Source organism: Gemmatimonadota bacterium (assembly GCA_016712265.1).
GTDB lineage: Bacteria > Gemmatimonadota > Gemmatimonadetes > Gemmatimonadales > Gemmatimonadaceae > RBC101.
The window spans coordinates 844,847-869,358 of the sequence record JADJRJ010000028.1; the positions used below are offsets into that span (position 1 = coordinate 844,847).

Below are 24,512 nucleotides of genomic sequence, written 5' to 3' on the forward strand. Positions count from 1 at the left end.
GGAACACGGCACAATGGCTCGACGCACGCTCGTACTCGGCTCCGCCCTGGTGGGCGGCATCGTGGTCCTGGGACTCGCCCAGTCGGCCCTTCAACTGACGGCGCAGGACCAGCTGGTCAATGCCCCGCGGTTCGAGGTCGACCCGGTGTGGCCCAAGCCGATGCCGAACCACTGGATCCTGGGCTCCGCCATCGGTGTCGGCGTCGACTCGCGGGACCACGTCTATATCATCCACCGGGGCGACTCGACGCTGAACCAGCGGACGGAGGCGGGTGGCGGTGGGCGCATCGCCGAGTGCTGTCTTTCGGCGCCGCCGATCCTCGAGTTCGATCCGGCGGGGAACCTCGTGAACTCGTGGGGCGGCCCGGGGCAGGGGTACGACTGGCCCAGCTCCAATCACGGGATCTCGCTCGACGCCAAGGACAATGTGTGGATTGGCGGCAACGGCAACGGCGACTCGCACATCCTCAAGTTCACGCGCGACGGCAAGTTCCTCGCGCAGTTCGGCCAGGCGAAGCAGCCGGTCAACAGCAAGTCGACCACGTCGTTCGGGCGGGTCGCCAAGATCTCGTTTGACGACAAGGCGAACGAGGCCTACGTGTCGGACGGCTACGGCAACAAGCGAGTGGCGGTCATTGACATGAACACCGGCGCGATGAAGCGCTTCTGGGGCGCATACGGCGAGGCCCCGAAGGACACGAACATGGGGCCCTACAACCCCGATGCGCCGCTGATCCGGCAGTTCCGCAACCCGGTGCACTGCGCCGAGCCGACGACGGATGGGTTGGTGTACGTGTGCGATCGGCCCAACGACCGGATCCAGGTCTTCCAGAAGGACGGCAAGTTCGTGAAGGAGGTGCAGGTCGCGCCCAAGACCCGTGGCGACGGCTCCACCTGGGACATCGCCTTCTCCCGCGATCCGCAGCAGCGCTACCTCTATCTCGCGGACGGGAAGAACGAGAAGGTGTACGTCATGGATCGCCAGTCGCTGACCATCATCACCGAGTTTGGCGATGGCGGCCGGCAGCCCGGGCAGTTCTTCGCCGTGCACAGCATCGCCACGGACAGCAAGGGCAACATCTACACCACAGAGACGTACGAAGGAAAGCGGCTACAGAAGTTCACCTACCGCGGCATGGGCCGCGTGAAGAAGGTGCAAGGGGTGCCGTGGCCGGCCCGGCGCTAGGGCGAGGATCCGCGCCAGCGTCCTGAGCTGCGCCGCGCGGCACGCGCTTCCTTCAGGGACGGCGGCCCGGGGAGCGACCGGTGTGCCTCACATCAAGCATTTCCAACCTTCCGGCGCGGGTGGCCCGCCCCCCGCGGCCGGGGTACAATAGCTGAGCGGCCTTCGCGCTCACGCCTCCCTCGATCGTTCGGCGCGCCCGCTCGCACGACACGCTTCCCCGACCGTGTGCCCACGCTCAACGCACAAGCCGTGACTGCGCCGAAGCCCGGGGTCGAGCCCTGGGGACCTTCGCGCGGCGCCACTGCGCCGGGCTGGCCATCGGGTGTACGCCCGATCATCATCGGTGTGGTGGTGCTGTACGCCACGGTCTACAGTCTCGCGCTGCTCCTGCGCCTCGGCGTGGACACGTGGGTGTTCGAGAACACCGCGTTCCTCCCCCTCTACGCGTTGGCGGGGGTCGGCGCGCTCGTGGGGGCGAGCCAGGGAGGGCTCAGCGCGCGACAACGGCTGGGGTGGCGCCTGATCGGGATCGGGTGGATTGCCTCGTGCCTGGGGGCGTGGGCCTACCTTGCGCCGGCAGCGCCCTCGGTCGACGTCATCGACGACGTGCTGTACCGGTCGTACTACCCGTTGGTGATGCTCGGCTTTCTGCTGCTTGTCGATGCGGAGGCGCTGAGGGATGCTCCGGCGCGCGCCCTCCTGGAACTGGCCATCATCGGTGTGGCCGCACTGACCTTGAGCTGGTACTTCGTCTGGGGGCTGACCGAGCGTTCCGCCGGGTCGGCCAGTGCGTCGACCTTTGACGACATCGGTGCCCTTGGCGAGGTCGCCGTGCTCGTGGCTGCGGGCACCGCCCTCATCGCTCCCGGGCGCGGCGATTCGCGCCGCAGGGTGGAGTGGCTCGGGGCCGGCGCGCTCTGCGCTTCCGTGGGGGACCTGATGCTGGTGCGCGCTTCGCTCGACACCAGCATCACGTTGCGTCAGGTGGGGTCTGTGCTCGTGGCCGTGAGTGCAGCCCTTTTTGCGATCGCCGGCATGATCCCACGTCGCCCGCCGCTGGAGGAAGCCCGGACCCCGGCCTCGCTGCTCCCCTACGCCTCGCTTGCAGTTATCGGGCTGATTGTCGTGCGCGAGGCGCTGCTGGGCCCTTCCCCCAGCCGCGCGCTTGGTGGACTCCTCATTGGTGCGGTGCTCCTCACGACGCTGGTGATCGCGCGCGTGGTCCTGGCCGAGAGCGACGCCCGCCGCCGTGCGCACCTCCTCGAAGCGGCCACTGAGGTCCGCATCGAACTGGAACGGCAATTGCGGCACCGGCAGCGGTTGGATGCGCTCGGGCTGCTCGCTGGGGGCGTCGCCCATGACTTCAACAATGTCTTGCAGGCCGTGCGCAGCCATGCAGAGCTGGCGCTGTTGAATGCCCCGACTGCTGCGCAGGGCGACCTCCGGCAGATCGTCCAGGCAACGGCGCGTGGTGCGGCGCTGTGCCGCCAACTGCTCCTCTTTGGACGTCCGCTTCCGGGCGAGCGAGTGCGCTTCGTCCTGTCCGATGCGATCACCGGGATCTTCCCGATGCTTCGTCGAGTGGTCCCCTCCACGATTGAAATCGACGTGATCGACCAGGCGCCCACGGCGACGGTCCTTGCCGAGCGAGCGCAGGTGGAGGTGGCGATTCTCAACCTGGTCATGAACGCCCGCGACGCGATCCCTGCCGAAGGCCGTGTGACGCTCGAGCTGGCCACGGCTATGCCCCCGGAAGGGAATGGTGACGCCGGCGTCCAACTCACGGTCCGAGACACCGGTTGCGGGATGTCCGCCGAAACGATGTCACGAGCTGTGGAGCCGTTCTTTACTACGAAGGGAGGTCAAGGGACCGGGCTTGGGTTGTCGACGGCGTTCGGGACGATGCGCGCGCTCGGCGGCGACCTCACAATGCGCTCGTCAGAGGGGGTGGGGACCGCGGTAACCCTCACGTTCCCCCCGGCACCTGGTGCCCCAGCGACACCCCCAGCCACGGTGAGCTGTCCCGCGGTACCGCGAGATGGTGTTCGGGTCCTCGTGGTCGATGATGAACCATCGGTGCGCACCGCAATGCAGCGCGGTCTTGCCCTGCTTGGATACGACGTTCAGGTGGCGTGTGATGGGCTCGAGGCGCTGGAATATCTTCAGGCCGATCCGAGGCGGGTGGATGCGCTCCTATCGGACGTCAACATGCCCCGCCTCAGCGGGGTCACGCTCGCGACGCGGCTTCGTGAGGAAGGAGCGACACTCCCGATCATCCTGATGACGGGCAACGCCGCGAGCGTATCCGAGGGCAGCGGACTGCCGGAAGGTGTCTTGCTCCTCAGCAAGCCCTTTGACCTTGAAGAGCTCGCCGGGCTCCTGGATCGATTGCTCGTGCGCTGACCGGAGCTCAGGCTCTGCCCCGGCGAGTTGCGAAGGCGGAGCGCTGGCATGGGTTGGAGGTGGAAGCGGCTCATGCGCCGGAGAGCTGGCAGTTGGCGGCCATGGGTCGTGCCCGCGCTGGGCAGCCGGCGGTGCGCGCGGTAGCTTCGGGCGTAGAACCTCACCCGACCGTATGCGATTTCCGACCCTCGCTTTCCCGCTGCTCGTCCTCGCCGGCCCCGCCCTGGCGCAGTTCCGCGGGGGAGCCCAGCAGGTTCCTGCCGCCAACCCGCGGTTCACCTACGTGGGCCCCAACCCCGCTGGCCGCGTGTCGGCCATCGCCGGGATCCCCGGGGATACGATGACGTACTTCGCCGGGGGGGCGTCCGGCGGCGTCTGGAAGACCACCGACGGCGGGCGGACCTTCACCCCGACCTTTGATGAGATGCCGGTGCAGGCCATCGGGTCGATCGCGGTCGCGCCGTCGAACCCGCGCATCGTCTGGGCAGGTACCGGTGAGGCCTGGGCGATCCGGGATAGCGACATGCAGGGTGATGGGATCTACAAGTCGACAGATGGCGGCATGACCTGGAAGAACAGCGGGCTGCCGGAGTCCGGACGCATCGGGCGGGTGATCATCCACCCGACCAACCCGGACATCGTCTTCGCCTGCGTACTCGGTCGCACCACCGGGCCACAGGAGGAGCGCGGCGTCTACCGCACGACTGATGGTGGGGCCACCTGGACGCGTACGCTCTTCGTGAACCCGAACACCGGCTGTTCGGGGATCGACATCGACGACAAGAACCCCGCCACGGTCATCGCCGGCACGTGGGAAGTGGAGATGAAGACGTGGGTGATGACCTCCGGTGGCCCCGGCAGCGGGGTGTTTGTGTCGTCCGACACCGGGAAGACCTGGACGCGCCAGATAACCGGGATGCCGAAGTCGCCGGTCGGCAAGATCGACGTCGCCATAGCGCCATCCAACCCGAAGCGGATGTACGCCCTGATCCAGACGGCCGACCAGGGCTCCCTCTGGCGGACCGACAATGGCGGCGGCGAATGGAAGGTCGTGAGCTGGGATCGTCGCCTGATCGGTCGCGCTGGCTTCTACATCCGGGTGGACGTGAACCCGGAGAACGACCTCGAAGTGCTCGTGGCCAACTCGTCGTTGCTCCGGTCGGTCGACGGCGGCGAGACCTTCCCGTTCGAGGGTGGTGGCTGCGGCGACTGCCACGATATCTGGTTTGACCAGCGGAATCCCGCGCACTGGGCGGTAACCGGCGACGGCGGCTGGGGCGTCACCCGCAATCACGGGCAGGCGTACGCGCAGTTCGTCCTCCCCGTCGGCCAGATGTACCACGTGGCGATCGACGAGCGGACCCCCTACTGGATCTACTCCAACCGCCAGGACTGCTGCACCATGCGGGGGCCGAGTGACCGGCCGACCCCGGTGCCGAATGTGCCGTCGTACAACCTGCGCGGCGGCGACCAGGCGCTGCCGGGGATGTTCGGCGCGATCCAGCGGGCGAACATGTGGGAACAATCGTTAGGTGGCTGTGAATCCGGCTTCACGATCCCTGTGCCGAGCGATCCGGAGTTGATCTGGGCCACCTGCTACGGCGCGACCGTTTCTCTCTACGACGGCCGCACCGGCCGGGCCCGCCATGTCTCCCCGACGATCCACACCCTCGACTCGGCGCCTAACGACACGAAATACCGGTGCCACTGGTCGGCGCCGATTGCCATCGACCCGTTCGACCACAACACCGTGTACCATGGCTGCCAGGTCATCTTCAAGACGACCAACCGCGGGCAGTCGTGGACGGTCACCAGCCCCGACCTCAGCACCCAGGACCCCTCGCGCATTGTCTCGTCCGGGGGGATCGTCGGTGACAACCTCGGCCAGTTCTACGGCGAGGTCGTCTTTGCGATCGCGCCAAGCCCCATGCAGCGCGGGTTGATCTGGGCCGGCACGAACGACGGACTCGTCTGGATCTCGCGCGATGGCGCAAAGACCTGGACCAACGTGACGAAGAACATCACCGGGTTGAAGGAATGGGGAATCATCCGCCGGATCTATCCGTCGACCTTCGAGGCGGGGACGGCCTACATCGCGGTGGACTACCACCTGATGGACGACCGGCGCCCCTTCATCTACAAGACGACCGACTACGGCAAGACGTGGTCGCGGTTGAGTGACGCGCTCCCCAGTGCACATCCGCTCGACTATGTGCTGAACGTCGTGGAGAATCCCAACCGCAAGGGGATGCTGCTCGCCGGGACGGGCCACGCCTTCCACTACTCGTTCGACGACGGCAAGACGTGGACGCAGTTCAAGGACGGGCTGCCGGCGGCCCCCGTCTCGTGGATCGAGGTGTCGAAGGCGATGCACGAAGTGGTCGTGTCCACCTATGGACGCGGGCTGTATGTGTTGCGCGACTTCACGGCGCTGGAACAGAAGGACAAGGTCATCGCCGATGCGGCCATGCACGTCTACGAACCTCGCCCGGCGGTGCGGCTGGGACGGAATGGCAGTGCCGACCTGATTGTGCAGCTCAAGGCGGCCCCGCGCGATTCCCTGATCCTCGAGGTGATGGACTCCACCGGGACGGTCGTCCGGACCCGTCGCTTCCGTGCACGGGCCGGCATGAACCGCATTACGTGGGACCTCCGCTACGACGGCGCCAAGCAACCTGAGCTGCGCACCCTCCCCCCGGACAACCCGCACATCTGGGAAGAAGCGCGGTTCAAGGGCAAGGAAACCCGCGGCATCTTTCACTGGGGGATTCAGGGGCCGCAGACCGCCGGGGCGCTCGCCGCGCCAGGCCGCTACACCATGAAGGTGAGCGCGGATGGCCAGGTGGCGACGCGGCAACTCACCGTGGTCAAGGATGCCGCCATCCCCAGTTCGGTCGCGGACCTGCAGGCGTCCACGCGCATGCAGCAGGAGATCACCAAGGACCTGAACGAGTCCGTGGACATGATCAACCGTCTGGAGGCGCTCCGGAAGCAGGTGGAAGACCAGGTCAAGTCCAACTCGGGGAATGCTGAAGTTGTCGCACGTCTCAAGTCCCTGGACTCCACCATGTGGTCGGTGGAAAACATCCTGCTCTCGCGCGCCGATGTGCACAGCGATGACAAGTACTTCATGGAGCGCTACCGGGTTTACATGAACCTCGTCTGGCTGAACGGCGAGGTGGGCACCGGGGCGGGCGACGTGGCAGGTGGGGCCGACTTCAGGCCCACGGACACTCAGGTCCAGGTGCACGCGGAGATCCGCAAGGACCTCGCGACGGCGCGACAGAGGTTCCGTCAGCTCATGGAAACGGAGATCAAGGCGTTCAACGACCTGATGCAGGGGAAGGCCAAGGTCGTGATGTAGTCGCGGGAGGTTGCGACCGGCGGGCTCCGGGGTCCACCCGGGGCCCGTTGTCGTTCCTACTCCACCCGGATGCGCCGGATCACGTCCACACCGGTTCCATCAAACCGGTACCCGCGTACGATGACCCGCAGCTCTGCGATCGGCGTGGGCCAACTCGCGGTGATGGTGTTGGTGACCGTCGCGAGGTCATCGGTGCACGGCGTATTCGGGCCGACGGGCTGGAGCCGTGGGAGGATGAGGAAGAAATCGGTCCCGACACTCGTCTCGGGAACCCGATGCTTGAGGCACGAGGAACTCCCGAATACCGCGTACCGGATGGTGAAGGTCGCACCGGCCCGGACGACCGTAGGGACGTCGAGTACGGTGCCGTTGGCCCCGAACGCCTGTGTCTCCACGACCGGCCGTGGCTCGACCCCGGGCTCTGTGGTGTGTGGGGTGGCGCAGGCGGCGGCCGCGAGCACGAGCAGGGCAGGGAGGCGCATGGGAGACAGGAGATGATACCAGAAGACCGTCGAGGAAGGCGCGGACCACTACCGGCTCGTCCCGCGGTGGGTCATCGTCCGCCCAACTGAGCCCCGCGCCTCGATGCCCGTCACCCTCGCTGCCCTCCTGCTCGCCACCGCCGCCGCGGACTCCACGCGCTGGGTCGTCACCAACCACGGGCGCCCGGCGGGCGAACTGGTCGCGACGACCCGCGGCGACTCCCTCATCGTTCGCTTCGTCTTTCGGGATCGCAATCGCGGAACCCGCATCGAAACTCGGTACCGGCGGAGTCCGGCGGGGGCGCTGATGAGTGGGGAGTCTCGACCGATCCTCGGGGCCGGCGACGTGGGATCGCCGACAGAATCCTTCCAGGTGCAGGGCGATTCGGTGATCGCGGGGGACACACGGCGCGCGCTAGCGCCGGGGGCCTGGGTTGGGCTGCGCTCCTCGACGCCCTGGGAGACCGCGGCGATGGCACGCCACCTCCTCGCGCGACCCACCAGGACCGCCCCGCTGGTCCCCGTGGGTGAGGTTCGCGCGACGGTGATCGCGGACACGACGCTCCGGGTGGCTGGACGCCCCCTGCGCGCGCGGCTCGTGATGATGGATCGTCGCGACGGCAATCCACCGGTTGGCGTCTGGCTCGACGCGCGGGGGGAGTTGCTGGCGACCGAGGTACAGTGGTTCATCGCGGCCCGGGAAGAGGCGCGTCCCCTGTTGCCGGCGTTGCGCCGGGTGGAGTTAAGGTGGCGTGAACGAGAGGCTGCCCGCGTGTCGGCACTGGCCCGGACGCGCACCGGCCGCGTCGTCGCGTTCACGAACGCCCGCCTGTTCGACAGCGACGCGGGTGTGGCGCGCGAGGGGCAGACGCTAGTGGTGGATGGCGATCGCATCAGCGCGCTTGGCCCGTCGGCGTCCACGGCAGTGCCTTCGGAAGCCACCGTCGTCGACGCACGTGGCAAGACCATCATCCCCGGGATGTGGGACATGCATGGTCACCTGCAGGTCTCCAACCAGACGCACGGTTCCCTCCTGCAACTGATGCAGGGGATCACCACCGTGCGCGACCTGGCGGCCGACGAAGACGTCGCCACCTCGCAGCGCGACCGCGAACGGGCGGGCTCGCTCGCCTCTCCCCGCATCATCCTGGGTGGATTCCTCGAGGGGCCCCTCGCGTGGGCGGGACCGACCGAGGCGCTCACTGCCACGGAAGCCGGCGCCCGCGCGTGGGTCGCACACTACGACTCCCTCGGCTACAAGCAGGTCAAGCTGTACAACCTCGTGCATCCAGACCTGGTGCCGACGATTGCCGCCGAGGCGAAGAAGCGGGGGATGAAGCTCAGCGGGCACATCCCACGCGGGATGTCGGTGCGGGCTGCGGTGTCGTTAGGCTTCGACGAGGTGCAGCATGCGGCGTTCCTCCTCTCCGACTTCTTCCCGGACTCGCTCTATCTCCCTACGATGCGCGCCTACTCGGCCGTCGCGACCGCCGTGGCCCCGACCTTTGACGTGGACAGCCCGGGGATGAAGTCGCTGATCGCCTTCCTTGCAGAGCGAAAGACGGTCATCGACGGCACCTTCAACCTCTGGATCGGCGGAGGGGCGGCGATCGTTGGTGCTGGCGGGTCGAACAACCAATCCCGTGCGGACTCCACCTACCTGAAGCTGATCACGCGCCTGTACGAGGCTGGGGTGCCGCTGGTGGCCGGGACGGACAACGCGAACGGGGTCACCTATCGCCGCGAGTTGGAGATGTACGTGCGCGCCGGCATTCCCCTCGCGCGCGTGCTGCAGATCGCGACGATCGATGCCGCCCGATTCATGGGTGAGGAGCGCGACTACGGCAGCCTGCAGGTGGGGAAGGTCGCGGACCTTGTGGTGATCGATGGGGACCCGCTGGCGCGGTTCGCCGACCTTGCCCGCGTGGAAACGGTGGTCCGTGGCGGACGGGTCTACGAAATGAAGGACCTGCGACGCGCCCTGCAGGGGCGCGTTGATCCCTGATGGATCTTGTCGCGGGGGGTGCCGCGGGCTATTGCGGCACTCGGCGCGACGAGTAGGCGACCCCGTCGGGGGTGGCGCCCGCGGCCACATGTCCCACGATCGCGCGTGTCGCCAGGTCGATGATCGCGACGCGACCCTCGTTGCTTAATGAAAGGAAGGCGTGCCGCGCCCCGGCGCCCAGGGTGATCCCCTGCGGGCCGGCCCCGTCGAGCGTGAGGCGCGAGAGTTCCCGCTTCGAGGCCCGATCGACAAAACGCAGGGCATTCCCGCGATAGTCCGGGAGCATCACCGTTGCGTGGTCCGGGGTGAAGAGCACGCGGTACGGCCAGCTGAACCCTTCGGCCGCCGTCGTCACCGCGCCTGACGAGAGGTCCACCGCGCTGACCTTGCCGGTGGCGTTGCTGCCGACCCATACCTCGCGACCGTCCGACGTCACGTTGATCGCCTCGGGCTGCGCGGGCACGTCGAAATCGGCGCAGCACCGCACCAGAGACCAGGTCAAGCTCAGACACCGTGTTGCTCCCGATGTCACCGGTGTAACCCCGACGTCCGTCGGCGGTCACGCCGACCATGTGCGAGCCGGCCTGGTTCGTCATGGCCACCCGCACGATGGCCCCGCTGCGGAGGTCGACCGTGAGCACCGCGCGATGCGTCTCGGATGTCACGGCGACGAGTGTGTCACCGGGCAGGAAGACGATCCCGTGGGGACGGCGGTATTCGCCCAGGGGAATGGTCTTGCGTACGGTCTTGCCCATGACGTCGATCACTGTGAGCGACTGGCCGGGGATCTGCGCCCCGTAGTCGGTTACGACCGCGGTCCGCCCATCGGCCGACACGACCACCTCATGTGGGCCCTGGCCCGTGGGCAGGGTCGCCAGCGTGCGGCCACTGGCCAGGTCGATGATCGTGGCGGTGGCTGGCGTCTTGTTGGTCACGATCAACGTGCCGCTGACGCCGGGGGCCTGCGCGGCGAGCGCAACAGGGAGGACGGCAAGCACGGGGAGCAGGCGCATGAGCAGGGGTTCGGGTACCGAACACTGTCCGTCGACTCGACCGGGCACAACCCGCACGCGAGCGGCGACAGCTGTCACCCTGTCCCCGCGCCTCGCGCGGCACTACCGTTGGCAGCAGGGGCGACGGCGTGAGCCCGCGTCTCCTTCGCCCTCACTTGCCACGCGCGGCCACCTGTCATCCCTCCCTGATGCCCTGATGCCCTGATGCCAACCGCCGGTTACTCGGGAACACCGCTCGCCAGGAAGCTCGGCATCGTCGCCGGCAGTGTGGTCTGCACGTCAGGGGCGCCAGCCGGTTACGCCAAGCTCCTCGCTCCGCTCCCCGACGCCGTCACCTTCTCCACGCGACTCTCCGCGCGAACGGACATCGTGCACCTGTTTGTCACGGATCGGGCCGCGATGTCCAAGGCCCTGGCGGGCTATCGAACGAAGATCCGCCAGGACGCTGCGGTGTGGGTCTCGTGGCCCAAGAAGTCCGCCAAGGTGCCAACCAACATCACCGAGGACGTGATTCGCGAGGTGTGCCTGCCAATGGGATTCGTGGACATCAAGGTCTGCGCGGTGGACGAGACCTGGTCGGGTCTCAAGCTGGTCATTCGCAAGGAACTCCGAACGACGTAGAGGCGCTCATGTGTCGCAATATCAAGGTCCTGCACAACTTTGCCCCGCCGGCGACAACCGATGAAGTGCGCGCGTCGGCACTGCAGTTCGTGCGCAAGCTTAGCGGGACCAGCAAGCCGTCGCGCGCGAACGAGGCCGTCTTTCATGCGGCCGTTGAGGAGGTCGCCCAGGCCGCGCAACGCTTGCTGGATGGACTGGTCACCGCGTCCCCTCCGCGCGATCGCGCGACCGAGGCCGAGCGAGCACGGGAACGCTCTCGACGCCGTTTCGGGAACGCGTAGGAAGTTCGTGCTTCCTCGTCTTTTCCACGGGGCGCACCTCGAGACGTAGCGCCTACGGCGCCATCAGCGCGCGATAGCTCTGTCCCTTTGCGGCATAGCGGCCCGGGATGGAGCGAGCCATCTCGAGGTGCTTGGCCGTGGCCGGTCCGATCAGCCGCGCCGGCACACCGGCCCATAGCTCACCGGCCTTCACGCGCTTGCCGGGTGAGATCACGGCGCCAGCGGCGATGATCGCGTCGCGCTCGATGACCGCTTCATCCAGGACAATCGCTCCCATACCAACGAGCGCGCCGTCCTCGATCGTGCAGCCGTGGATGATCGCGTTGTGTCCGACCGTGACGTTGGCGCCGATGACCGTTGGGGAGACACCGCCGCTCGTGTGCACGAGGGTCAGGTCCTGGATGTTCGTCCCCGCGCCGATGCGAATCGCCTCCTCATCGCCCCGGAGCACGCATCCGAACCAGACGCTGGCCCCGGCGCCGATCGTCACGTCCCCGATGATCGTGGCATTCGGCGCAATGAAGCAGTCGGCCGCGATCGTGGGCATGACCCCGTTCCACGGCAGGATGATCGGGCCGCTCATGCGCTCCTCGTTAGGCCGAGCAGCGCGCGGGCTTCGTCCGCCGTGGCCACGCGACATCCCTTGGCATGCACGATCTCGGCGGCGCGTCGCACAAGCGCCGCGTTGTCCGGCGCGAAGACCCCCTTGTCGATGTAGAGGTTGTCCTCCAGCCCCACGCGCACGTGCCCGCCCAGGTCGATCGCCGCCTCCACCATGGGAAACTGGTGCCGTGAGATGCCGAAGGCGGCCCAGGTTGACGCCGCTGGCAGCAGCGAGCGCATGAACGCCATCGCCTCGCGCGTGGCCGGCATCGCCCACTGGATCCCCAGGCACAGCTGAAAGTGCCCGGGTGGGCTGAGGTGCCCCTGCTCGATGAGGTGGCGCGCCAGGAGGATGTGCCCTGGTTCAAAGACCTCGAGTTCGGGGAGCGACCCGGCTTCACGAATGCGCGCCGCCATGGTCCGCAGGTGATCCGGCGTGTTGATGAACGCCGTCTCGCCGAAGTTGAAGGTCGCCACGTCGTAACTGCAGATCGCCGGCCGCAGGTCGATGATGTGCTTCGTGCGATCCTCGGGTGAGGTGAAGTTCGATGCTGGGTCGGCGATGCGCGGGTTCTCCGCGCCCGGGATGAAACGTGCGCCGTACCCCGTGGTCAGGTTGATCACGCAGTCCTCGCCGCTGGCCGCGATGCGCTCGACCACCTCGGCGTACAGGGCGGTGTCGCCGACCGGTTCGCCCGTCTGTGGGTTGCGGACGTGGATGTGGACGATTGCGGCACCGGCCCGGACCGCCTCGATCGACTGCGTGGCGATCTGCTCCGGAGTGATCGGGATGTTCGGGTGGATCTTGTAGGACGGCTGCGAGCCAGTGACGGCGCAGGTGATGATGACGGGGCGGGACATGGGTGGCGCAGGGGTAGGCTGCGAGAACCTACAGCCCCCCTAGCGCCGGCGCACGCTCACCCGCAACGTCTGCGACCCACGTCCCCGCGCCCCTGAGACTCCGCCTCCCTCATCCGCTCGTCCTCCTGACGGCGTGCGTCGCGATTGCGGCGGCGCTGACCTGGATGCTTCCGGCCGGGGAATTCGAGCGCCGGATGGACGACGCCACGGGCCGCGAACTCGTCGTCGCGGGGACGTACCGCGCCACCGATCCGGCGCCGGTCTCACCGCTTGGCGCGTTGGTCGCCATTCCCCGGGGCATCGTGGCCGCCGCGGAAGTGGTGATCTCGATCCTGCTGGTCGGAGGTGCCTTCGCCCTCATCGACCAGATCGGTACGCTCGCGCGCGGCGCCGGGGCGATCGTGCGACGGTTTGCGGGGAAGGGGGTGTGGGCCATTCCGCCTGTGGTGCTCCTGTTTGCGCTCTTTGGCGCCATGGAGAACATGCAGGAGGAGATCATCGCCCTGGTTCCAGTGCTGCTGGTCCTGGGGCGCGGGCTGGGGGTGAATGCCGTGACCGTGGTCGCCATGAGCGCCGGTGCCGCGGCGATCGGCGCCGCGTTCGGGCCGTCCAATCCCTACCAGGCGGGGATTGCCATGAAGCTGGCGCAGCTCCCGTTGCTCGAGGGTGGCGGCGTGCGGCTCGCGATGTTCGTGGCCGGCGTGATCGCCTGGGCCGGCTGGACCATGTGGTATGCGACGCGGCATCGGGTGCCACCCGACGAGGAGGGCGCGCGCGACGTACCGGGGCTGACGGGTCGGGACAGCATCATCTTCGCGCTGATCGTGGCGACCTTCGGGCTGTACGTCGTTGGGGTGATCACCTTTGGATGGGGCTTCAACGAGCTGTCGGCACTGTTCTTCCTCGTGGCCGTGGTCGCGGGCCTCCTTGGCGGGCTTGGGCTCTCCGAGGCCATGTCCGGCTTCCTCAAGGGGATGGAGACGATGGTTGGGGCGGGGATTCTGGTGGGTGTGGCGCGTGCGATCTCGGTGGTTCTCGCCGACGGCAAGGTGATCGACACGATCGTGCAGGCACTGGCGTCGCCCTTGATGGACCAGCCGCCGGCCCTCGCCGCACTCCTGATGATTCCGATCCATGCCGTCATTCACGTTGCGGTCCCAAGCGTCAGCGGGCAGGCCGCACTGACGATGCCGGTCCTCATCCCGGCGTCCGACCTCATCGGGTTGGCGCGGCAGGCAACTGTGATGGCCTACCAGACGGGAGCGGGGCTGTCCGAGTTGCTCATCCCCACCAACGGCGCGCTCATGGCGATCCTGCTGGCGGCGCGTGTTCCCTATGGGCAGTGGGCTGCGTTCGCGGTGCGCGGCCTAGCGCTGGCACTGGCGATTGGCGTGGCGGGCACGCTGTTCATGACCTGGCGCGGGTGACCTCGCGAGCCCCGGACTTCCTCGGCGTACACCGGGTCGTACATTGCGCCGCAACTCCACGACCGGCTTTGCCGCCACGCCATGACTCCCGCCGACTCTGCCCCGACCTTTGTTCCCGGCCTCCTGTCGGGCAAGACCGCCTTCGTTGCCGGGGGCACCAGTGGAATCAACCTGGCGATCGCGCATGGATTGGCCGAGGCGGGTGCGAGCGTCGCGGTGTTCAGTCGAAACGCCGAACGCGTGGAGCAAGCGGCCACGGCGCTGCGGGCGCATGGCGGGCGCGTCGAGGGATACGTGGGCGATGTCCGTGAATTCGCCGCGATCGAGCGCGCCCTCGGGGCCGCGCGCGAGGCGTTAGGCGCCCTCGACATCGTCGTGTCTGGTGCGGCCGGCAACTTCATCTGTCCGGCCAACCAGCTCTCGCCGAACGGGTTCAAGGCGGTGGTGGACATCGACCTCCTGGGCACCTTCAACGTGTTGCGCGCTGCCTACGCGCACCTGGCGCGCCCGGGGGCGTCCCTGATCAACATCGGCGCCCCGCAGTCGACGGAGGCGTTCTTCGGGCAGGCCCACGTCTCCGCGGCCAAGGCCGGCGTGGATATGCTCACGCGCTCCCTCGCGGTGGAATGGGGCCGGGAGGGCATACGGGTCAACGGTATCGTGCCTGGGCCGATCGAGGGGACGGAAGGGGTCGCGCGCCTTGCCCCCACGGCCGAGATCCGTGCTGCGTGGGAACAGGGCAACCCCATGGGGCGGATGGGAACGGGTCGCGAGGTCGCCAATGTCGCCCTGTTTCTTTCCTCGCCGGCGGCGTCGTATGTAAACGGTACCATCATCTACTGCGATGGCGGCCAGGTCCTCGGCGGCGCCCGCGACTACCGGGCGGCCTGGGAAGCGCAGCAGGCCACCGGTTCACGTTAGGCGCCCGCGCGTGACGACCGCCGCCGCCACCCCCACCATCGGGTTCATCGGACTCGGGCGGATGGGTATGCCCATGTGCCGGAACCTGCTGGCGAAGGGCAACTCGCTCCTCGTGTTCAACCGCACCGCGTCCAAGGCCGCCCCGTTGGCCGAGGCCGGGGCTACCGTCGCGCCCACGATCCAGGAGCTCGCCAGGCGTTCCGACGTCGTGATTACCTGCTTGGATACGACCCTGGCGTCGGAGGTCTCGTGGCTGTACGCCGAGGGCATCGTCGCCTGTGCGCGTCCCGGCACCCTGTTGATTGACCACGGCACCATCCCGCCGGCGCTCGCGCGCCGTGTGGACGCGGCGGCACGGGAACGGGGGCAGTGCTTCATCGACGCCCCGGTGAGTGGTGGGCCCGAGGGGGCTGAGCGTGGCACCCTGGCGATCATGATGGGTGGAACCGTCGACGCCGTGGCTCGTGCCCGTCCCATCCTCGAGTCGTACGGGAGCACGCTCGTGCACCTGGGAGCCGTGGGCGCCGGGACGCACGCCAAGCTGGTCAACCAGCTGCTCACCTTTGTCCACGGGATGGCGGCCGCCGAGGCACTGGCGCTGGCGGATCGGGCGGGACTCGAGTTGGACGCGCTCGGCAAGTTGCTGCAAGCGTCATTTGGACACTCGCGGATGTTCGATCGCACCCTCGCCCGGGTGCATGCGCGCGACTACGAGGCCGGTGCCGCCTTGCGCCTCTTCGAGAAGGACCTCGCCATCATCGCGGAGGCAGGGAAGGAACTGGGGATCGATCTTCCCCTGGTCGCCGTCGCGCGCAGCTGGGTGCAACTCGCGCAGGAGCAGGGGCTTGGCGATCGCGACATCGCCGCATTGCGACTGCTGTACCCCGGCCTGCATCGGGAGGAGGCTCCGTCGTGAGGTTCGTGAGCACGCGCGGGCGGGCGCCGGCCGTGTCGCTTTCCGAGGCGATTCGGAGCGGGCTGGCGCCGGATGGCGGACTCTACATGCCAAATGCCTGGCCGACCCTGGCGATGGCCGCGGTCCCGCCCGGCCTGGTCGCGACGGCGCAGGTGATCCTCACGGCCCTTGCCGGCGACGACCCATTGGCATCCCTGGCCGGCGAGCTGTGTGAGGACGCGTTGCGCCTCGATGCCCCGCTGGTACCGGTCACGGACGACGGTCACCTGTCCGTCCTCGAGCTGTTCCACGGGCCGACGGCGGCCTTCAAGGACTTCGGCGCACGCTTCCTCGCGGCGTGCCTCTCGCGTGTGCCGCGGACGAAGCCACTGGAGATCCTCGTGGCCACCTCGGGCGACACCGGGGGAGCGGTCGCGGCGGCCTTCCACCATCGCCCCGGCATCCGGGTCACACTCCTCTTTCCCGAAGGACGCGTCTCGCCCCTCCAGGAGAGGCAGTTGACGTGTTGGGGAGGCAATGTCACATCGCTTGCGGTACGCGGGACGTTCGACGACTGCCAACGCATGGTGAAGGAAGTCCTGTCGAGCACGCACCTGGTGCCTGGGCGCGAGGTGTCGTCCGCGAACAGCATCAACATCGGTCGTCTCCTGCCACAGGCGGCGTACTACGCCGCGGCCTCGCTGCAGGTGTGGCGGGCCCATGGAGAAAGGCTCTCGTTCATCGTCCCGAGCGGGAACCTGGGGAATGCCTTCGGGGCCGTGGCCGCTCGCGCGATGGGATTCCCTGTAGGGCGCATCCTGCTCGCGTGCAACGCCAATCGCACGGTGGCCGAGTTCCTCGCGACGGGCAGCTGGTCACCCCGGCTGAGCGTGAAGACGATCGCGACGGCAATGGATGTGGGCAACCCGTCCAACATGGAGCGCTTCCGCGCGATGTTCCCGACGCTCGAGGAGATACGAGGCGCAGTCACGGCGGTCACCGTGAGTGACGACCGGATTCGCTCGCGGATCGAGGCAGACGTCGCCCGATTCGGACGCGTGTGGTGTCCCCACACCGCCGTTGGCGCGGAAGCGTGGGCATCGTTGCCGGAGGAGCTGCGACGCGAGCGATGGTGCCTGGTTGCGACGGCCCACCCAGCCAAGTTCGCGGAGATCGTCGAGCCGCTGGTGGGGGGGCAGGTGGCGGTTCCTCCGGCCCTCAAGGGGCTGTACCAACGCCCGGCCCAGGTGACCGTGATCGACGCCGCGACCTCCGCCCTGCTCGATTCCCTGAACACGCAGACGGGATAGCCTTCGTCCCCCGCCCGATGGCGAGAGATGGCCACTCGACCATGGTTGACACGAAACGATCCACTCGTAACAAAGTGTGATCTGTTCGAGCGGGCTGGATAGCGTATAAAGCCTTGCAGGGAAACGAGTTATGTGCCCCGGGAAAGTGGTGAGGTTCTTGCAAAGACCCTCGTATCGCCCGTCGCACCCCGGAGACTCGCTCGCAATGACAGCGCTCGCCCTCGTTCGATCCACCGCTCGGTCGGCAGGACAGCTGACCGGGATTGGGTCGCGCCCAGGGGCGGCTCAGGCCATTGGTCGCAGTGAAAGTGACCTTCATCTCCCGCTGGAGGACGTTCGTCGCCGCCTGCAACACAGTGGTACGACCGATGGTTACCCTGCGCCAATGAAGTCACTGACCATGCTGCGGCTCAGCGACGCATTCGAGAGTGTGTGGGGGGAGGTGGCGGAGGAATGCGGGCTTGGGCTGAATGAGCTTCCCTCCCCGGAGCTTCTCGCGCGCCACGACGGGGTCGTCGTGGTCGCCGCCGGTGGAGAGGAGGAGTTGTTGGTGACGACCCTCCGGGCCGCACAGGGAACCCGCGCGGAGATCATCGCCATCGGGGCCATCGCCTCGCATCGACTGGCTGTGTCCGTGATTCGGGCCGGCGCCACCGAGTACTTCGCCCTCCCTCAGGACTACGATGGGCTCCGGAACTGGCTGCGGCAGCGAGCGGGCGCGGACAAGTCGCGCGAGCAACGGACGGGCTTTGCCGAGGACCAGCGGGCGCGGTACGCCTTCCGGGGGATCCAGGGCACCAGCCCCGCGCTGCGACGCGCACTGACGACCGCCGAGCGGGTCATCCCGCATGCCGGCGTGACCGTCCTGCTGACCGGCGAGACCGGTACGGGCAAGGAGCTGATCGCCCGGGCCATTCATTATGAAGGGCCGCGCCGCGAAGGTCCGTTTGTGGACATCAACTGCGCCGCGATTCCCGAGCAGCTCCTCGAGAGTGAGTTGTTCGGCCACGAACGGGGCGCGTTCACGGGGGCTACCACCTCCAAGCCAGGGCTGTTTGAGGTCGCGCACGGGGGCACGGTCTTCCTCGACGAGATCGGGCACCTCGCCCTCTCGCTCCAAGGCAAGCTCCTGCGGGCACTGGAAGAGCGGACGATCCGGCGCGTCGGTGGCCAACGGCCGATTTCCGTCGACGCCCGCGTGATTGCCGCCACGCACGTCGACCTGGCCGAGGCCGTGCGCAAGGGAGAGTTCCGCGCCGACCTGTATCATCGCCTGAACGTTGTGCCGCTCGAGCTGCCCCCGTTGCGTCGACGTCGGGAGGACATCATCCCACTCGCCCGGCACTTCCTGGCTCGTGTGGCAAGTGACTACAAGTTGGTAGCCCCGCGGCTCACGCCAGCCGGCGAGCAGGTGCTGCTGGACTATGCGTGGCCGGGCAACGTGCGTGAATTGCGCAATGCCATGGAGCGCGTGTTGCTGCTGGCGCCGGACACTCAGCTGACCGCCGAAGATTTCGCCTTTCTCGCCCCCCCCCAGGACGCACCGGTCGACGGATCGGGCGGCCTGCCATTCCCCGGTCCATTGAACGTGCTCGTTCGGGCCGCCGCCGCCGACATGATTGCCCGATGCGGTGGCAACAAGTCCGAAGCTGCGCGCCGACTGGGGATTTCCCGCCCGAGGTTGATGCGCCTCACCAGCCTCGATCCCGCCTCGTACGACGACTCAGGAGACACCGATGACTAACGCACTGTCCCGCTTGCCGCGCTGGTTGGCTCCATGCGCCATCCTCGGCGCTCTCGCGTGTGCAACAGAGAGCCCGATGGCCGTGCGCCCCATGGACGCCCTCCGCAGTGGCGGATACTCCGACCCGATCTTCCTGGAGACGGCGGCCGGCGCCCCCAGCATCGCGACGACCCCCGTCTCGTTCTGGGCGGTGAAGGGGAAGGATCGCGAGGCCTTCATCTGGTACAACGCGGAGCCTGGCGAAAACGACTCGACCAAGCTGGTGCGCTTCCGCGTCACGAAGAAGTCGCTGTGCAAGCGCCCCGATGGATCGAATATCGCCAATGGGGACTCCATCCAGATCACGATGACCGTGATCGATCCGGTGCGTCAGCAGGTCAAGTTTGAGCCTGCCGGACTGCAATTCTGCAATGGCCGACCGGCCAAGCTTACGATGTGGTACGAGCAGGCGGACCACGACTTCGACGATGACGGCGACATCGACGCCGCCGATCTCACATGGGAGTCGTTCCTCAGCATCTGGAAGCAAGAGACGCCGACGTCGCCCTGGGAGAAGGTGACCACGGTGCTGCAGGACGACGATGATGAGGCGGAAGCCGATATCACCGGCTTTACGAGTTACCTGGTCGCCTACTGATCCTCAGGCCTGACGCCCATGCCCACCCTCGCTTCCCAGGCACGCGCCCTGGCCTTACGCTCTGCGTGGGGCGAGGTCGCGGCGTTGTTGGGAGCAGCGGAGGACCCGGCGATCGTGCACGGTGACCTGGAGTTGGTCTGCCTGCTCGGCGAGTCGCTGCTGCGCACGGGGCGCGCGCGTGAGGCACGTGCGCTCTTCGCGGACACACTCGCCCAGTTTAGGGATTTCGGGGGGAATCCTACCATGCGACGCGCACGAAATCTGTGCGGCGCGGCACACTTCGAGCTCGGTGACTACGACGAGGCGTTGTTGGCCTTCTCCCGCGCGGCCGAACTGGCCCAGCTGGACGGCGACGACCTGCTCGTCGCGCAAAGCAGCAACAACCTCGCGATGATCGCGAACATCCGCGGCCAACACGAGGAGGCCCTCGCCCTCTATCGCGTCGCCTTGCCGGCCTACCAACGCCTCGGGAACGCCGTCGGCCTCGCGCGCAGCCTGCACAACATCGCCATTACCTACCGCGACACCGAACGCTACGACGACGCCGAGGAATACGAGCAGCGGGCGATCGATGAAGCGCGCGCGGCCGGGGATGAAGCGCTTGTCGCCATCGTCATGGCCGGCCGCGCGGATGTGCAGCTCATGCGTGGTGATCCGTCGATGGCCGAGGCGACGGCCCTGCATGCGGCGACGTTGCTGGCCCAGGTGCCGGATCCGGCGCGTCGCGCCGACGCCTTGCGCCTCGCGGGGCGTGCACGGTCCCGCACGGGCGACCAGGCGGGCGCGCTCCCGTTGCTGGATGAAGCGGTCACGACAGCACGCGACTGTGGAGCCGCGCTCATCGAGGCAGAGAGCCTGCGTGCGCGTGCCGAGGTCCAGCGGCTGCGAGGCGCGCGCGCCCTGGCGCGCGAAGATGCGGTCTCCGCGCTCGCCCTTTTTACACGACTCAAGGCGGTGCGCGAAGAAGCCGCCACCGCCGCCTGGCTCGACGCGCTGGGGAACGAGGGCGGGAGCACCTGATGCAAGCCCGCGCGCAGTCGGCGGCGAATTCGTGCCGACGGCCTGCCGCGGGACCCCGAGAGGAGGAAGCCCGATGACCCACCACACACGCCCCCACCTTCTGCTCACGCTTGGCCTACTCGCCAGCCTTGCCTGCGGCGGGGACGCGTCCACCGGGGTGACATCGGACGATCTCACCTTCCTCTCGGCGGCGGCCGGCGCTCCCTCGATCGCGTCGTCGTCGGTCGCCTTCTGGGCCGTGAAGGGCCAGGATCATGAGTCGATCATCTGGTACCGCGCCACGTCGGGCCGCCCGGACTCCAGCAAGCTCGCCCGGTTTCGGTTGGACCGACGTTCGCTCTGCAATCGCGTGGACGGCAGCGCGATGGCCGACGGGGACTCGCTCCGCATCACCATGACGGTGATCGACCCGGTGCGCCTCGAGGTGAAGTTCGAGCCGGCAGGCCTGCAGTTCTGCAGTGGACGTCCCGCCAAGCTCAACCTCTGGTGGGAACACACCAGCCGTGACTACGACAAGGACGGCGATGTTGATGCGGCCGACGCCGCCCTCGAGGCGACGTTCAGCATCTGGAAGCGGGAGACGCTGACCTCTCCCTGGATCAAGCTCACCTCGCTGCTCCGCGTGGAGCTGGATGAGGCCGAAGCGGAGCTGGTCGGGTTTACCAGTTACCTCGTGGCCTACTGAGCCGCGGGATCGCCTAACGGCGAATCGCGCGATCCGGGGGAACCTTGCTGGCGCGCCAGGCGGGCACGAGGCACGCCAGGGTCGTCGCCAGCACGAGCAGGCTGGAGACCCCGAGAATCGTGACGGCGTCCCAGGGGGACACCCCGAACAAGAGGGAACGCAGCGCCCGCGCGCCGGTGATGGCCAACGGCACGCCAACCACGAGCCCCGCCAGGGTCAACCATCCCCCCCACCGCACGACGAGGTGCAGGATGTCCCCGGGGCGCGCGCCTAACGCCATGCGGACCCCGAACTCCCGTTCGCGCTGGCGCACGTGATAGCTTACGACGCCATGCAGCCCGGCGGCGGCCAGCAGGGCGGCCGCTAGGCCGAGGGCAGTGAGCAGTGCCGTGCTTGCGCGTTCGAGCGCGACGGCGTCACGCAGGCGCTCCCGCATGGACCGCACGTCAAACAGGGGAAGCCCTGGGTCCACGGCGTGCACCGCACGGGACACGCCGGCCAGGGTCCGTCTTCCGACATCCTGCCGCCAGACGACGTGGACCGACCGGGCACTCCAGTCGAAGACTTCCGGCGGAGTCTGCGACAGCGGGATGAACACCTGCGGGCTGGGTTCCGCGCGGAGGCCCGCGTCACGTGGTTCGCGCACGACCCCGACGATTTCCCACGGGTACGGCGTCCCCGTACTGTCCATGAAGGGCGAACTGGTCCCTCCGAGTTGGCGTCCCACGGCATCGTCGCCGAGGCCGAGGCGCCGGGCGAGGGTCTCGCTCACGAGGAGCCGTCGTGGAGCCTGCGGCCCGTCACCCACGTCGAGGTCGCGACCGGCGATGAGGTCGATCCCCATCGTCCGGAGGTAGCCGGGAGACACGAACCGGAGCTGGGCATTGATGTCGGGTGACGTGCTTCCTCCCGCGGTGCCCCCAACCACCCGGAAGTCGCTGCCTCCGCCCCCGTCGCCTAACGGGATCGCGGACGCGAGCGCGACGCCCGTGGGCTCGTCGCCGCGAAGGGAGGCCAGGATACGTTCGTGCGCCGCGATCACCGCCTCGGCGCCAGGGTACTCCCGCGCGGGGAGGGCATAACGAGCGGTGTGCACGCTGTCGACCGCAAACCCCGGCGAGACGCGTCCCGCAACCTGGGCGCTGCGCAGCAGGAGGGCCGCGCTAACCAGCAGCACCGCGGACAACGCGATTTCGCTCACGACGAACAGCTGGCGCGTCCGCTCCGTGGCGACTCCTCCGGTAGACCCACGCCCACCCTCCTGCAGCATACCGCCAAGGTTCACCCGAGACGCACGCAGCGCAGGAAGGAGGCCGGCGAGCACGGCGGTGGCCAGCGTGGCCCCTGCAGCGAAGAGCACGGAGTAGCCATCCAGACGAACATCAGCGAGGCGTGGAAGCTCCGGCGGCATGATCGCGACGAGGGCGCGCCCGCCCCACAACGCCAAAAGGAGGCCGGCAACGCCGCCCATCACCGCCAGCAGGAGGTGTTCGGTGAAGAGCTGCCTGACGAGTCGTCCGCGCGATGCACCGAGCGAGGCCCGCACGGCGAACTCCCGTCCCCGCCCTGCGCCCCGCGCCAGGAGCAGGCTGGAGACATTGACGTTCGCGATGAGGAGGACCGTGAGCACGGCACCAAGGAGGAGCAGCAGTTGGAAGCGAAAGGGCTCGGAGATGTGGTCGCCGAGGCGACGTACCAGGGCGCGACGCCCCTCCAGGTCGCGCCCGGCCGCCGACGCGGTGCGCTCGAGGATTCCCTGCAACTCCGCCTCCGCCTGTCCCACGCTCGCGCCGGGACGCAACAGGCCGATGGTGGCAAGGAACGGGGTGAAGTTGTCCCGCAAGCCATCGGGGAGGGGGTCCGCGACGAGGAATTGCGGCTGGACCCCCTGGCCTTCGACCGCGCCGTCGAGCACGCCAACGATGGTATGCATCCGCCCGTCGAGGCGGATGGTGCGGCCTTCCACGCGCGGGTCGCCGGCGAGGCGATCCAGCCAGAGGGCGCGGCTGATCACGACCGCAGCTTGCGCACCCGGGGTGTAGTCTGCCTCGCCGAGGCCACGGCCGGGGGCGGTGCCCAGCCCCAGGGCCTCGAAGAACCCACGCCCGACCTGGAGTCCCTCAACGCGCAGGGGCTCGCCCTCATCAGTGAGTGTCATCGCCACCGACCGACTCGTCACCAGGCGCTCCAGCGCCCGTGACCCGTCGCGCCACGCGTGCGCGATGGCTGGGCTCACGCCGTCCTGGCCGGTGGAGGACGCCACGGTCACCCAAAGCGTGCGCTCGGGGTGTGCCACCGCCAACGGGCGCAGGACGACGGCCTGGTACAGGGAGAAGACGGCCGTGCTTGCGCCGATCCCGAGCGTTATGACGAGGAGCGTGGTCGCGAGCAGGGCACGGTCACGGGCCAGCGAGCGCCATGCGATATGCAAATCCTGGCGAAACTCGTCGAACATCCGGCGTCGCGTCGATATAGCGAGGTGAGCCTCATCGATCGCGAGGCACTCCGCGCGCACCCGTTCGGCATCGCCGAACCGACGCGCGGCCTCGACCCGTGCCGCCTCGCGGTCCATGCCCCGGCGAACCAACGCTTCCTCGTGCAGCGACGCATGCAACGCGAGTTCATCGTCGAGGTCGCGCGTGATCTGGCCGCGTGACGCGGGCAGGCGAAAGGGGAGTCGCATCAGGCCGGCTCCGGGGTCGTCTGGGCAAGGGCCCGGGCCACGGAGGCGACGTAGCGCTGCCATGTGCTCGTTTCGGCCCGGAGCGCGGCGCGCCCTCGCGTGCCGAGCTTGTAGAACTTCGCGCGGCGGTTGTTCTCGCTGACCCCCCACTCGGGTTCGATCCACCCTTTCGCCTCAAGCCGGTGCAGCGCAGGGTAGAGGGTGCCCTCCTCGATGAGGAGTTCCCCTCCGGTGGATTGCTTCACCCAGTCGGCGACGCCGTACCCATGCCGCGGGCCCCAGGTGAGCGACTTGAGGATGAGGAGCTCGAGCGTGCTCCGCAGGAGGTCGGCGTCGGTGGCCATGGCGGCGTGTGGCGGGAGGGACGTTCC

Annotated in this window: 21 protein-coding genes; 15 read left to right on the plus strand and 6 right to left on the minus strand. The window is 68.1% G+C overall.

The window, feature by feature from the left end; genetic code table 11:
- The first annotated feature begins 13 nt into the window (after window positions 1–13).
- The 3 genes from IPK85_10495 (at window position 14) to IPK85_10505 (ending at window position 6,953) form a co-directional block, all read left to right on the plus strand.
- Window positions 14–1,186: a hypothetical protein gene (locus IPK85_10495; GenBank protein MBK8247811.1), complete on the plus strand. Its 1,173-nt coding sequence runs from the start codon at window positions 14–16 to the stop codon at window positions 1,184–1,186.
- A 249-nt stretch (window positions 1,187–1,435) separates the two neighbouring features.
- Window positions 1,436–3,589: a response regulator gene (locus IPK85_10500; protein ID MBK8247812.1), complete on the plus strand. Its 2,154-nt coding sequence runs from the start codon at window positions 1,436–1,438 to the stop codon at window positions 3,587–3,589.
- 172 nt (window positions 3,590–3,761) lie between these two features.
- Complete coding sequence (locus IPK85_10505; GenBank protein ID MBK8247813.1) at window positions 3,762–6,953, plus strand: sialidase; 3,192 nt, start codon at window positions 3,762–3,764, stop codon at window positions 6,951–6,953.
- A gap of 56 nt (window positions 6,954–7,009) precedes the next feature.
- Here the strand turns inward: IPK85_10505 and IPK85_10510 are convergent, their stop codons facing one another.
- The gene (locus IPK85_10510; GenBank protein ID MBK8247814.1) at window positions 7,010–7,435 is read right to left on the minus strand and encodes a hypothetical protein; all 426 of its coding nucleotides are present in this window, start codon (window positions 7,433–7,435) and stop codon (window positions 7,010–7,012) included.
- Window positions 7,436–7,538: 103 nt separating this feature from the next.
- On the opposite strand from IPK85_10510, the gene IPK85_10515 reads away from it, so the two are divergent.
- Window positions 7,539–9,440: an amidohydrolase family protein gene (locus tag IPK85_10515; protein ID MBK8247815.1), complete on the plus strand. Its 1,902-nt coding sequence runs from the start codon at window positions 7,539–7,541 to the stop codon at window positions 9,438–9,440.
- A gap of 28 nt (window positions 9,441–9,468) precedes the next feature.
- Here IPK85_10515 and IPK85_10520 read toward each other — a convergent pair whose 3' ends face one another.
- Window positions 9,469–9,942 carry a hypothetical protein gene (locus IPK85_10520; GenBank protein MBK8247816.1) on the minus strand — a complete coding sequence of 158 codons (474 nt, stop codon included), beginning with the start codon at window positions 9,940–9,942 and terminating at the stop codon, window positions 9,469–9,471.
- 145 nt (window positions 9,943–10,087) lie between these two features.
- Between IPK85_10520 and IPK85_10525 the strand changes: the two genes are divergently transcribed.
- The 3 genes from IPK85_10525 to IPK85_10535 all read left to right on the plus strand — a co-directional run bounded on the left by IPK85_10525 (window position 10,088) and on the right by IPK85_10535 (window position 11,355).
- Complete coding sequence (locus tag IPK85_10525) at window positions 10,088–10,585, plus strand: hypothetical protein (protein MBK8247817.1); 498 nt, start codon at window positions 10,088–10,090, stop codon at window positions 10,583–10,585.
- Between the two features lie 72 nt (window positions 10,586–10,657).
- Entirely contained in the window at window positions 10,658–11,074 is a 417-nt protein-coding gene (locus IPK85_10530; GenBank protein MBK8247818.1) for a DUF3052 family protein, read from the plus strand.
- Window positions 11,075–11,082: 8 nt separating this feature from the next.
- On the plus strand, window positions 11,083–11,355 hold the full coding sequence (locus tag IPK85_10535; GenBank protein ID MBK8247819.1) for a DUF2277 domain-containing protein: 273 nt from the start codon (window positions 11,083–11,085) through the stop codon (window positions 11,353–11,355).
- A gap of 52 nt (window positions 11,356–11,407) precedes the next feature.
- Here IPK85_10535 and IPK85_10540 read toward each other — a convergent pair whose 3' ends face one another.
- Window positions 11,408–11,938 (minus strand): gamma carbonic anhydrase family protein, encoded by a 531-nt coding sequence (locus IPK85_10540; protein ID MBK8247820.1) that lies wholly within the window; start codon window positions 11,936–11,938, stop codon window positions 11,408–11,410.
- Complete coding sequence (locus IPK85_10545) at window positions 11,935–12,819, minus strand: 3-keto-5-aminohexanoate cleavage protein (GenBank protein MBK8247821.1); 885 nt, start codon at window positions 12,817–12,819, stop codon at window positions 11,935–11,937. The genes IPK85_10540 and IPK85_10545 overlap by 4 nt, the downstream gene beginning before the upstream one ends.
- A gap of 92 nt (window positions 12,820–12,911) precedes the next feature.
- Between IPK85_10545 and IPK85_10550 the strand changes: the two genes are divergently transcribed.
- The 8 genes from IPK85_10550 to IPK85_10585 all read left to right on the plus strand — a co-directional run bounded on the left by IPK85_10550 (window position 12,912) and on the right by IPK85_10585 (window position 21,458).
- A complete protein-coding gene (locus IPK85_10550) occupies window positions 12,912–14,246 on the plus strand; it encodes a YfcC family protein (protein ID MBK8247822.1) in 1,335 nt (444 codons plus the stop codon).
- A gap of 81 nt (window positions 14,247–14,327) precedes the next feature.
- On the plus strand, window positions 14,328–15,167 hold the full coding sequence (locus tag IPK85_10555) for an SDR family oxidoreductase (GenBank protein MBK8247823.1): 840 nt from the start codon (window positions 14,328–14,330) through the stop codon (window positions 15,165–15,167).
- Window positions 15,168–15,177: 10 nt separating this feature from the next.
- A complete protein-coding gene (locus tag IPK85_10560; GenBank protein MBK8247824.1) occupies window positions 15,178–16,083 on the plus strand; it encodes an NAD(P)-dependent oxidoreductase in 906 nt (301 codons plus the stop codon).
- Complete coding sequence (gene thrC, locus IPK85_10565; protein MBK8247825.1) at window positions 16,080–17,372, plus strand: threonine synthase; 1,293 nt, start codon at window positions 16,080–16,082, stop codon at window positions 17,370–17,372. The genes IPK85_10560 and thrC overlap by 4 nt, the downstream gene beginning before the upstream one ends.
- Before the next feature lie 385 nt (window positions 17,373–17,757).
- Window positions 17,758–19,116, plus strand: a complete 1,359-nt coding sequence (locus tag IPK85_10570) for a sigma-54-dependent Fis family transcriptional regulator (GenBank protein MBK8247826.1) — start codon at window positions 17,758–17,760, stop codon at window positions 19,114–19,116.
- A complete protein-coding gene (locus IPK85_10575; GenBank protein MBK8247827.1) occupies window positions 19,109–19,753 on the plus strand; it encodes a hypothetical protein in 645 nt (214 codons plus the stop codon). Before IPK85_10570 ends, IPK85_10575 begins: the two co-directional genes overlap by 8 nt.
- 18 nt (window positions 19,754–19,771) lie before the next feature.
- Window positions 19,772–20,773: a tetratricopeptide repeat protein gene (locus tag IPK85_10580; protein MBK8247828.1), complete on the plus strand. Its 1,002-nt coding sequence runs from the start codon at window positions 19,772–19,774 to the stop codon at window positions 20,771–20,773.
- 73 nt (window positions 20,774–20,846) lie between these two features.
- Complete coding sequence (locus IPK85_10585) at window positions 20,847–21,458, plus strand: hypothetical protein (protein MBK8247829.1); 612 nt, start codon at window positions 20,847–20,849, stop codon at window positions 21,456–21,458.
- A 13-nt stretch (window positions 21,459–21,471) separates the two neighbouring features.
- Here the strand turns inward: IPK85_10585 and IPK85_10590 are convergent, their stop codons facing one another.
- Both IPK85_10590 and IPK85_10595 read right to left on the minus strand, forming a co-directional pair.
- Window positions 21,472–24,141, minus strand: a complete 2,670-nt coding sequence (locus IPK85_10590) for an ABC transporter permease (protein MBK8247830.1) — start codon at window positions 24,139–24,141, stop codon at window positions 21,472–21,474.
- Entirely contained in the window at window positions 24,141–24,485 is a 345-nt protein-coding gene (locus tag IPK85_10595) for a PadR family transcriptional regulator (protein ID MBK8247831.1), read from the minus strand. Before IPK85_10595 ends, IPK85_10590 begins: the two co-directional genes overlap by 1 nt.
- Between the last annotated feature and the right edge of the window lie 27 nt (window positions 24,486–24,512).

What these genes read in the sequence shown, in the direction of transcription:
- IPK85_10515 (MBK8247815.1), top strand. Translation starts at nt 7,539, where the DNA reads ATGCCCGTCACCCTCGCTGCCCTCCTGCTCGCCACCGCCGCCGCGGAC.
- IPK85_10575 (MBK8247827.1), top strand. Translation starts at nt 19,109, where the DNA reads ATGACTAACGCACTGTCCCGCTTGCCGCGCTGGTTGGCTCCATGCGCC.
- IPK85_10545 (MBK8247821.1), bottom strand. Translation starts at nt 12,819, where the DNA reads ATGTCCCGCCCCGTCATCATCACCTGCGCCGTCACTGGCTCGCAGCCG.
- IPK85_10555 (MBK8247823.1), top strand. Translation starts at nt 14,328, where the DNA reads ATGACTCCCGCCGACTCTGCCCCGACCTTTGTTCCCGGCCTCCTGTCG.
- IPK85_10570 (MBK8247826.1), top strand. Translation starts at nt 17,758, where the DNA reads ATGAAGTCACTGACCATGCTGCGGCTCAGCGACGCATTCGAGAGTGTG.
- IPK85_10505 (MBK8247813.1), top strand. Translation starts at nt 3,762, where the DNA reads ATGCGATTTCCGACCCTCGCTTTCCCGCTGCTCGTCCTCGCCGGCCCC.
- IPK85_10580 (MBK8247828.1), top strand. Translation starts at nt 19,772, where the DNA reads ATGCCCACCCTCGCTTCCCAGGCACGCGCCCTGGCCTTACGCTCTGCG.
- IPK85_10590 (MBK8247830.1), bottom strand. Translation starts at nt 24,141, where the DNA reads ATGCGACTCCCCTTTCGCCTGCCCGCGTCACGCGGCCAGATCACGCGC.
- IPK85_10525 (MBK8247817.1), top strand. Translation starts at nt 10,088, where the DNA reads ATGCGTCTCGGATGTCACGGCGACGAGTGTGTCACCGGGCAGGAAGAC.
- IPK85_10585 (MBK8247829.1), top strand. Translation starts at nt 20,847, where the DNA reads ATGACCCACCACACACGCCCCCACCTTCTGCTCACGCTTGGCCTACTC.
- IPK85_10510 (MBK8247814.1), bottom strand. Translation starts at nt 7,435, where the DNA reads ATGCGCCTCCCTGCCCTGCTCGTGCTCGCGGCCGCCGCCTGCGCCACC.
- IPK85_10495 (MBK8247811.1), top strand. Translation starts at nt 14, where the DNA reads ATGGCTCGACGCACGCTCGTACTCGGCTCCGCCCTGGTGGGCGGCATC.
- IPK85_10540 (MBK8247820.1), bottom strand. Translation starts at nt 11,938, where the DNA reads ATGAGCGGCCCGATCATCCTGCCGTGGAACGGGGTCATGCCCACGATC.
- IPK85_10595 (MBK8247831.1), bottom strand. Translation starts at nt 24,485, where the DNA reads ATGGCCACCGACGCCGACCTCCTGCGGAGCACGCTCGAGCTCCTCATC.
- IPK85_10535 (MBK8247819.1), top strand. Translation starts at nt 11,083, where the DNA reads ATGTGTCGCAATATCAAGGTCCTGCACAACTTTGCCCCGCCGGCGACA.
- IPK85_10530 (MBK8247818.1), top strand. Translation starts at nt 10,658, where the DNA reads ATGCCAACCGCCGGTTACTCGGGAACACCGCTCGCCAGGAAGCTCGGC.